Source organism: Micromonospora globispora (genome assembly GCF_003857015.1).
Classification (GTDB): Bacteria; Actinomycetota; Actinomycetes; order Mycobacteriales; family Micromonosporaceae; genus Micromonospora; species Micromonospora globispora.
On record NZ_QGGF01000781.1, the window covers coordinates 1 to 1,875 of the forward strand.

4 protein-coding genes are annotated in these 1,875 nt (G+C 76.9%); all 4 read right to left on the reverse strand.

The features are described from left to right. A partial coding sequence (locus tag DKL51_RS33830; protein ID WP_148097942.1) for a thiamine phosphate synthase occupies positions 1-466 on the reverse strand: 466 nt, incomplete at its 3' end. Further along, on the reverse strand, positions 463-1,239 hold the full coding sequence (locus DKL51_RS33835; protein WP_109943273.1) for a thiazole synthase: 777 nt from the start codon (positions 1,237-1,239) through the stop codon (positions 463-465). The genes DKL51_RS33835 and DKL51_RS33830, both read right to left, overlap by 4 nt. After that, complete coding sequence (gene thiS, locus DKL51_RS33840) at positions 1,236-1,436, reverse strand: sulfur carrier protein ThiS (RefSeq protein WP_109943274.1); 201 nt, start codon at positions 1,434-1,436, stop codon at positions 1,236-1,238. Before thiS ends, DKL51_RS33835 begins: the two co-directional genes overlap by 4 nt. Next, a partial coding sequence (locus DKL51_RS33845; RefSeq protein ID WP_124813270.1) for an FAD-dependent oxidoreductase occupies positions 1,427-1,875 on the reverse strand: 449 nt, incomplete at its 5' end. The genes thiS and DKL51_RS33845, both read right to left, overlap by 10 nt.

The following is a 1,875-nucleotide window of genomic DNA, read 5'->3' on the forward strand; positions in this document are numbered from 1 at the left end:
GTGTGGAGATCCCGCCGAGCGCCAGCACCGGTACCGGGCTGAGCCGGACCAGTCCGGCCAGGCCGTCGACGCCCAGCGGCGGGCCGTACCCGGGTTTGCTGGGGGTGGGGAAGACCGGTGAGAGGGTCACGTAGTCCTCCGTGGTCAGCCGACCCAGCTCGGCCGCGTCGTGGCAGGACCGCCCGACCAGCCCGAGGCGGGGCGGCGGGTACGGGCCGGCCGCCGGCAGGTGCACCGCGTCCCCGCCGAGCGGGTCGGGGCCGGCGACGATCAGCTCCCCGCCGACCTCCGCCAGGATCGGCCGCAGCTCGCCGGCGAGGCCGGCCCGCTCGGCGCGGGGCAGGTCCTTCTCCCGCAGCACCACGCAGCGCGCTCCCCCGGCGACCGCCGCGGCGACCACCTCGGGCAGCGGGCGGCGGGCCTGCCACCGGTCGGTCAACACCACCAGACCTCGGGGCGGGTTCACAGCTCCGGCCTCCCCTCGTCCGGCGTGGACGCCAGCGCGTAGAAGCGGCGGGCGATCCGCCCGGCCCCGTACGCGAGCCGGCCGGCCTCGACCGCGTGCCGCATCGCGGTGGCCATCGCCACCGGGTCGGCGGCCCGGGTGACCGCGCTGGCCAGCAGCACCGCGTCGCAGCCGAGCTCCATGGCGAGGGCGGCGTCGGAGGCGGTGCCGATGCCGGCGTCCAGGATCACCGGGACGTCCACGCTCTGCCGGATCAGCCGGATGTGGTGCGGGTTGGTGACGCCGAGCCCAGAGCCGATCGGCGCGCCGGCCGGCATCACCGCCGCGCAGCCGACGTCGGCCAGCCGCCGCGCCAGGATCGGGTCGTCCGAGGTGTACGGCAGCACCACGAACCCGTCCGCGACCAGCTCCTCGGCGGCGCGGAGCAGCTCCACCCCGTCGGGCAGCAGCGTCCGCTCGTCGCCGATCACCTCCAGCTTCACCCAGTCGGTGTCGAACGCCTCTCGCGCCAGGTGGGCCACCTTCACCGCCTCGGTCGCGGTGTAACAGCCGGCGGTGTTCGGCAGCAGCCGTACCCCGCACCGGTCCAGCAGGTCGAGCAGCCCGCCCGCCGCGCCGGCGGTGTCGACCCGGCGCAGCGCCAGGGTGACCAGTTCGGTGCCGGAGGCCCGGATCGCCTGCTCCAGCACGTGCAGGTTGGCGGCGCCGCCGGTGCCGAGGATCAGCCGCGAGCCGAACGTCTCGCCACCGATGGTCAACGTCACCGCGCTCACCCGCCCTGGGCGGCGCTGAGCACCTCGACCCGGTCGCCGTCCCGCAGCACCGTCGCCGGCCAGCCGCCGCGCGGCACCACCTCGCCGTTCACCGCGACCGCCAGGCCGCGCTGCTGGTCGGTGACCGCGCGGACCAGGTCCGCGATGGTCGCGCCACCCGGCAGGGTCCGCCCGGCGCCGTTCACGGTCAGTTCCACCTGTCCTCCTCGCTGGTCGGTTCGGGCCCGGCAGGGCCGGGCGTGCGGGCACCGGCGAACGGGCCTGGGCCGTGCGGGTCGCCGGTGAAGCGGTCGGGAGTGAAGGGGGTGAGCAGCGGGTTGCCCTCGCCGGTGACGATCAGCTCGGTGATCAGGTCGGCGGTGACCGGGGTGAGGACGATGCCGTGCCGGTGGTGCCCGGTGGCGGCGAGCACGCCCGGCTGGCCGGGCAGCGGGCCGAGGATCGGCGCGTTGTCCGGCGTACCGGGGCGCAGCCCGGCGGACGCCTCGGCCAGGTCGTACTCGGCCAGCTCGGGGACGAGGCCGACGGCGGCGCGGAGCAGCCGCAGCACCGCACCGGCGGTCACCGCGGTGTCGCCGCGCTCCTCGACCGTCGCCCCGACCACCACCTCGCCGCTGCCCCGGGGCAGCGGCGAGG